Origin of the sequence: Lentzea sp. NPDC005914 (assembly GCF_040629405.1) — a bacterium.
Classification (GTDB): domain Bacteria; phylum Actinomycetota; class Actinomycetes; order Mycobacteriales; family Pseudonocardiaceae; genus Lentzea.
On the sequence record NZ_JBEXVQ010000084.1, the window covers coordinates 1 to 6,631 of the forward strand.

The 6,631-nt window shown below is 67.1% G+C and carries 7 protein-coding genes; 3 read left to right on the forward strand and 4 right to left on the reverse strand.

Translation table 11 applies throughout. The annotated features are described in order from the left end of the window. Positions 1–90 precede the first annotated feature (90 nt). On the reverse strand, positions 91–696 hold the full coding sequence (locus tag ABZ345_RS47200; protein ID WP_359862288.1) for a DUF3159 domain-containing protein: 606 nt from the start codon (positions 694–696) through the stop codon (positions 91–93). Then, complete coding sequence (locus tag ABZ345_RS47205; protein ID WP_359862290.1) at positions 693–1,826, reverse strand: NAD(P)/FAD-dependent oxidoreductase; 1,134 nt, start codon at positions 1,824–1,826, stop codon at positions 693–695. The genes ABZ345_RS47200 and ABZ345_RS47205 overlap by 4 nt, the downstream gene beginning before the upstream one ends. A 100-nt stretch (positions 1,827–1,926) precedes the next feature. Between ABZ345_RS47205 and ABZ345_RS47210 the strand changes: the two genes are divergently transcribed. Beyond that, positions 1,927–2,532, forward strand: a complete 606-nt coding sequence (locus ABZ345_RS47210; RefSeq protein ID WP_359862292.1) for a TetR family transcriptional regulator — start codon at positions 1,927–1,929, stop codon at positions 2,530–2,532. A gap of 1,280 nt (positions 2,533–3,812) precedes the next feature. Here ABZ345_RS47210 and ABZ345_RS47215 read toward each other — a convergent pair. After that, positions 3,813–4,547 (reverse strand): hypothetical protein, encoded by a 735-nt coding sequence (locus ABZ345_RS47215; protein WP_359862294.1) that lies wholly within the window; start codon positions 4,545–4,547, stop codon positions 3,813–3,815. A 687-nt stretch (positions 4,548–5,234) separates the two neighbouring features. Between ABZ345_RS47215 and ABZ345_RS47220 the strand changes: the two genes are divergently transcribed. Together ABZ345_RS47220 and ABZ345_RS47225 are read left to right on the forward strand one after the other, a co-directional pair. Continuing rightward, entirely contained in the window at positions 5,235–5,615 is a 381-nt protein-coding gene (locus ABZ345_RS47220; RefSeq protein ID WP_359862296.1) for a hypothetical protein, read from the forward strand. Positions 5,616–5,618: 3 nt separating this feature from the next. Continuing rightward, the gene (locus tag ABZ345_RS47225) at positions 5,619–5,891 is read left to right on the forward strand and encodes a hypothetical protein (RefSeq protein ID WP_359862300.1); all 273 of its coding nucleotides are present in this window, start codon (positions 5,619–5,621) and stop codon (positions 5,889–5,891) included. A gap of 82 nt (positions 5,892–5,973) precedes the next feature. Here ABZ345_RS47225 and ABZ345_RS47230 read toward each other — a convergent pair. Further along, positions 5,974–6,631 (reverse strand): CHAT domain-containing protein (locus tag ABZ345_RS47230; RefSeq protein WP_359862298.1); only part of this gene is annotated, 658 nt, incomplete at its 5' end.

Below are 6,631 nucleotides of genomic sequence, written 5' to 3' on the forward strand. Positions count from 1 at the left end.
TGACCGCCGCGATCTGGCACAACGACAAGACCGGCAAGCCAGTCAAACGATCACTGATCGCCTACGACCACTGACCTTGGAATCAACCATCTAGACGGTCTGTGGGTCTTCGCGGAGGATCCGCCAGCACAGGTAGAAGCAGGCCCCCGCCGAGGGCGCGCCTCCCAGCAGCGTGGCGGCGATGCCGAGTGCGGTGGTCTGCCCGGCCACGTACAGCGGCATCTGCACCGCCGTCGCGATCGCGCACTTCACCACGAACACCGCCGTGCACAGCTGGTAACGCCGCCCTGCTGCCGGATCGCTTCGCCAGCCGAACCGGTCGCGGTGCACCACCCCCATCACCGGCCACCGCGCCAGCATCGACAGCAGGAACACCGCCCCCTGAGCGGCCTGGATCACCACGGCCGGAAGGTAGAAGTTGATCGCCTGCCCGGTGGTCCCGGCCAGCAGGGCCGAGCCCCCGACGATGGCCAGCCCGATCGCCGCCGACCAGTAGCGCCGGTCGGCCCACACTCGCACGACCGCGAGCACCGCCACTCCGCCGACGGCGATCAGCGCGGAGGTCCACACCTGGCCGGTCAGCAGGTAGGCGATCAGGAACACCTCTCGGGACGCGACGCCCTCGGCGACCGTGCGCCACCCACCCACCGCGTCGAACAACGACAGGGACTTCCGGGTCAGCACATCGAGGCTCATGCGCTCGCCTTCGCGGCGACGGGCGTGAAGCTGGTGCGGCGCATGGTGTCCTCGTAGGCGCCGATCGCGCTGAGCAGGTCGAGCCGGCCACCATCCGCCGCGGCCAGCGCCTCGCCGAGGCGGTGCGCGTCCTGCATCGCCAGGTTGCCACCGAAACCTGGGGCCAGGTGGATGGCGTCGCCGAGGAGGGTCACCGAACTGGCCGACCAGGCGGGCATCGGCGGGATCGTCCCGATCCGGAGCGTGGCCGTGATGTCCGGCCAGGCCTCGGCGACGATCAGCCGCAACACCGGGTGCAGGTCTGCGGCCAGGTCTCGGGCCCGCTGCGACACCGAGGCCGGTGAGCCGAGCCGCTCTCGCATGTCGGGCAAGGCCCACATCACGTAGTCCTCGGCGTCGACAACGGCGCGGGAGTTCAACGCGGGCAGCAACTCCTGCCGCGCGGTCACCGGCCGCCGGGTGAACCGCAGCACGCCCAGCGCCATGAACGTGCCGCCCACCCGCGCGGCGGCTGGGCTGTCACCGATCAGCGCCGGCAATCCTGTACCGGCCACGGCTCGCAGCGGCGTCGCGCCCATGATCATGCGTCGTCCTTTGTCGACCGCCCGCACGTCCGGCAAGTACTGGCGGCGAACCACCGAACCGATCCCCTCCGCGCCGACCAGGACGTCTGCGGTTTCCGCGCTGCCGTCGGCGAAGAAGACCCGAACCGTGCCATCGGCGCGCTGCTCGAACCGCGTGAACTCCGCTCCGAAGCGGACCACGTCGTCCAGTCCCGTCAGCAGCACCTCTCGGAGCAACGGCCGGTGGACCTGCCGGCCAGGCCGTGCCCGGCCGTCCACACCGTCGGACGGCCGAGTGCCCACGACGGTCAGCTCTCCCTCCACATCGGACAGTTCCAGGGTCTGCTCGCGCTGCCCTCCCGTGGTGGCCTCCGCCATCGCGGCGTGCGCCGAGGGCAGGCACGCCCGCAGCGCCGCCGCGCCCCGGTCGTCGACGTGCAGGCTCACGCCCTGCGGACGTCCCCGAGCGCCATCCCGCTCGTACACCGCGACGTCGATGCCCGCCCGGCGGAGCCGACGGGCCAGCGTCAGCCCACCGAGACCGGCGCCGATCACGATCACTATCATGTCCCCAGCCTTTCTTCACCACCCGATGAAGAACACGCTACGGCAGGTTCAGGCATAACTCCACCGACCGATGAAGAAAGGGTGTTAGGCTTCGGTGGTCATGACGGAAGACGGCACCCACGGCCGCCCCGGACGCTGGCGGTCCGGCGCGGAGAGCAAGCAGCGGATCCTCGAGACCGCGCGCGAACTGTTCGGCGAGCACGGGTACAGCGCCACGACCGTGCGCGCGATCGCCACCGCGGCGGGAGTCGACCCGGCGATGGTGTTCTACTTCTTCGGCACCAAGCATGGCCTGTTCGGCGCCGCTGTCGAGATGTCCGGCAACGTCCCGCCGGCCATCGAGTCGATCTTCGCCGGCGGCCTCGACACCATCGGCGAGCGCATCGTCCGGACCCTGGTGGAGAACCTCGACAAGTCCGGCCGCACCCCGCTCGTGATGCTGACCAGATCGGCACCGACCGACGCCCAGTCCGAAGCGCTGCTGCGCGAGTTCATTGACCGCGAGATCACCGACCGGCTCGCGGCGCTGCTCGGTACCCCGGACGCGGCACTGCGCGCGGCCATGGTCAACGTCCAGATCCTCGGTCTCACGGTGGCGCGGTACATCATGCGGATCGAACCGATCGCATCCTCGTCCGTCGACGAACTGGTGGACAGATTCGGTCCGCTGGTACAGCACTGCCTGACCGGACCCACGGCATCGTGAGCGCATTCCTGCTGGTTGGAGACCCCAGGTCGCTGAGTCTTGTCAACGCCCGCTCGTACCGCTGGGCGTGCGGGCCAGCCTCATGCCGGGCAGCGTCGATAAGCCTTGGGAGCACGGAGTGGGAGCAGATTGGGAGCAACTCCGTGCGTTGAACCTGCCAAAACCGCAGTTCAACTGCACTGAACGGCTCCGTACGCCAACCTCTGTTGGCATTGAGCGCTTAGTGTCAGGCTTGGCACCACAGCTCCTCAATGCGGACGGTGCGAGCAATGCCATCTGGACGAGTCGTCATAGCCAGAAGTCCGCTCGCCATCGCCGACCGCCGCGGTGTCCCATGGCGCCGAATTTTGAGAGTTCAGAGGCGGGACGGATCTGCACTCGCCTGCCAACCGGGGCTTCGGCCTCACACTCGCCGCCGAACTACTCGGCCGCGATGCCACCGTCTACGCTGGCGCCCGCGACTCCGACCAGATCGACCTTCCCCGGCGCGAAGCCGATCTCGCTCGATATCACCGCTCGAGTCGAGGTGAGCCGGGCGAGGCACTCGGCTTTCGGGTGGAGACGAGCGCAGGACCTCGATCGGTAATCGCGGAGTCCTTCATGCGGACCCTGGACGCACAGGCGCTGTCGGAGTTTGGCTTTGATCGCACTCCGGCAGCGCCAACGCAGATAGCTCTCCCGACACCACCCTTGAGACAGATAATCAATCATTAGAAACGATCACAGCGGCTGAGACCCCACGGCGACCGTTCCTTTCTCGGAGTTGCAGGCTGTCACCCGGAGTCTGCTGTGGCGGCGACGGGTTCGTCCTACATGCCAACGGTCAAGTCACGCATTGTGCGCTTATCGCTTCCGCAATCGCCAACCGACGAGCTTGTTGAGGGTCTTCCTGCGCTGACTGCAGGCACGGCATTCGCGAATGCGCAGTCTCTCTGCTAGCCAGCTGACCACGTCGCCTAGTCCCCATCGCCCATCCTTTGCAGCGCTATCAACCCTGTCCAGACCTGCGCTTCGGCGTCCGGTAAATGCGCTGGCTCCAGGAAGAGTGGCCTCGAAGTCGCCGACTTCATCTGGCCTGAGGACACGAACGCCAGGCAGTGCGGTGATGCGATTGATGAGGTCCAGGTCGTCAACCGTCACGTAGACCCTATCCCCCCGGTAGACGAGAAGCGCACTGCCTCCGATTTCGTGCAGAGGCCGCACCGGGTCGTCGGCGACTGCGCCACCTGTTACCGGCATTTCGATCCACGAATCGATGTTCATTGCAGCGGTACTCCCTACTACTGTCTGCAGCAACCAACGGCCCAGCTGCACCACCAGCTGCAGTTGCAGGTGGCGCAACCCGCGCACTTAACCCAACATCCACCGCAATTCCAAGCGACACAGCCGAGGTACTCGATCCAACTGCCGCGGCAAGTGCCAAGGGCTTGCGCGCAGACGGTCACACAACTGCGGGTGATGCAGCCCGTGACGGCAGTCCACCAGTTCTCGGTCGGTTCGATTCTGTCGTTGACCACGACGAATTCTTCGGACAGTACAAAGTTGCCCGCCGGGGCCTCAAGGAGTAGCGGATAGCTCGCACTGTTTTCGCCGGCCCTGAGGCTCGCGATGGCCACCGCGAGTTGATTGTCGGAAGTAGGGGTGTCGTACTCCTGCACGACGATCTCGAACTCAGCGTTGGCGACATCCTGCCCGCCTTCTCCTCGAGGGGCACGGATAGTCCGTGCAGGCTCGAAGCTGTGCCGGTAGCCGAACACGTTCTGCGGCCGATCGGCAAGCCGGCCGCCGCGTCGCTGGGCCTCATCACTCAACATCCGCAATTGATCGTCGCGGCCGGCACGGTCCCGCAGGTCGCGCAGGACTCTTCCTTGATCGAGAAGCTCAATTCGTTCCGCGCGAAGTTCCGGCTGACGCGTAGTCATGGACAGGCTCCCTTCGGTGACACGGATCGGGATCAGGTCACGAGATCGAGCGACGGCATCGTCCACGAGTTCGCGACCGGCAAATTGCAACACAGCGCAAACTCGAATGGCGGACCAGTGGACATGTCTGGACGTAACTGGACGTTCCTGGACATGGCCGTACGCCGACCTTACGTCGATTCAACGCAGTGTTGGTGACCGAGTGCATCAACGTGCCGAGTAGAAGATCCTGAGCAATAGACGCTCGACGAATTCGCGAACCGAGACCTCAACACTTGCCATTCCGCCACCGCGACCCGAATCCATCGAGCACCGCGCAACTCCCGCCGCCCGCGGACGCCACTGGGCGGCGGGATCAACCCGCATGGTTCAGCTGGAGTAGGTGCGGATCCGCCAGAGCCCGAACCCGGCCAGCAACAGGGTGAGGCCGAGGAACGTCGACAGCTCGATCCATTGGAACCGCCAATAGCGGTCGGCCGGTTGATATGTGTAGCTGAAAGTGCAGATTCCGCTGAGCGGTGCACGCCATGGCCGCCTGCTGGTCAGGCTGGCGGCACTGTTACGCCTGTTCGGTGGTGTACGGAGTGCCGTCCGCGTTGAACACCTGGCTGCTGGACGTCAGCGACCACGCGCCGGGCATCGTGTAGCCGTCGATCACCGCACGCGCGCATGGCGCCGCCGAGGACAGCTGGGCTACCACCCGCGAGGCCGCGGGCCGGCTGCGGCAACGCCACGAACGCCTGATCGCCGAGCTCGACGCCCGACGCCCGACGCCAAGAGATGGAGACCGAACACCGGCAGCTGATGCGTCGCGCCCGCGAGCAGGTCGAGGCCGACTTCCAGATCGCCATGTCCGCCCGCCGGGCCGAGGCGATGCGCGAGATCACCGACCAGCAGGCCGCCGCGCAAGCGCAGGCCGCCCAGCTGATCCGCGACGCCACCGAGCGTACGAACCGGATCGTCGCCGAGGCCCAGCAGCGCGCAGAGCGACTGGACGAGCGCCGCCAGCAGACCGCCGCCGCCCTGCGCGCCGTCGGGCAGCTGCTGGCCGACGTCGAGCCGCTGCTGGCCTCACTCCCCGGAGAAACCCTTCTCAAAGAAACAGTGCCTGACGAACCCGAACCCGGCAGGTCGGGCGCCACCCGCAGCCTGTCCCCTTGAAAACTGGACGGTTACCGCGTGGCGACGCGGACCGCCTCGGATGGCACCACGGCGCTGGCCAGCCGCAACGGCATCGACCTCACCATTGAGTTCGCGGAGCTGACCGGTGTGCTCACTGCGGCGCTTCAAGGACGCGCGGCGGTGCCCGACGGCGAAGTCGTGGTCTACAACGAGGCGGGCCAGATCGACTTCGCCCTGCTGCAGCAACGGCGCGGCCGCTTCCAAAAGCACCGCACCGCCCGCGGTGACGGCCCGTTCGAAGACGCTGATCCATAACGACCGCTCTGGCAGAGTCCCCGATCACGCAGGATCTCGACCTACCCGATCACCCCACCCGACCTTATGTGCGGAAGACGGGCTAACCGCTGAACATGCTGCCCTGATGCGAACCGAGCACCGAGTCGGCGCCGACGCACACGAACGGCCGCCGCAACGGATCACCCGCCACGGCCTCGGCCAGCGCGGCCGCCGCGCTGAGACCGCCCAGCATGCCGCGGTGAAGCTCCTCCATCGCGGCGCGAGCGGCGAGTTCACCAACGCTGCTCACCGCCACCACGACGGTGCTGGTGCCGACGCTCAGCAGTGCACCGGCGAACCCGAGGAGTTCGTCATCGGGCCGGATGTCGCTCAACGCCAACCCGCACGCGGCGAGCACAACCTGCCGGGGTGGCCGGTCCAGGCGCCCGAAGTCGTGCGCGTGGAGCGGGGCGTCGGCCAGTTCGAGCCGGGAGAACAACGCGTTGTCGGGCTCGTGGCGGCCGTGACACGCGAGATGCACGAAATCAGACGTTCGCAGCGCGTCGCGCACGGCCGTGAGTGAGGCGTCGTCGTTGGCGATCGAGACGGCGCTGGGGTGCAGGCGAGCGAGCCGTTCGTCTTCCGCGGCGGCACCCACGCCGGGGCCGACGACCACCAGCGCGGGGCCTAGAGCCTGTCCTGTAAGCAGCTGATCAGGGCGTCTGGTATTTCTCTGCGGTGGTTGGTCGTGGTGAGTTGACGGATCGTGCGTGGGCTGC

Coding starts and splice junctions, on each gene's coding strand:
- ABZ345_RS47210 (WP_359862292.1), top strand. CDS start 1,927: ATGACGGAAGACGGCACCCACGGCCGCCCCGGACGCTGGCGGTCCGGC.
- ABZ345_RS47220 (WP_359862296.1), top strand. CDS start 5,235: ATGGAGACCGAACACCGGCAGCTGATGCGTCGCGCCCGCGAGCAGGTC.
- ABZ345_RS47205 (WP_359862290.1), bottom strand. CDS start 1,826: ATGATAGTGATCGTGATCGGCGCCGGTCTCGGTGGGCTGACGCTGGCC.
- ABZ345_RS47200 (WP_359862288.1), bottom strand. CDS start 696: ATGAGCCTCGATGTGCTGACCCGGAAGTCCCTGTCGTTGTTCGACGCG.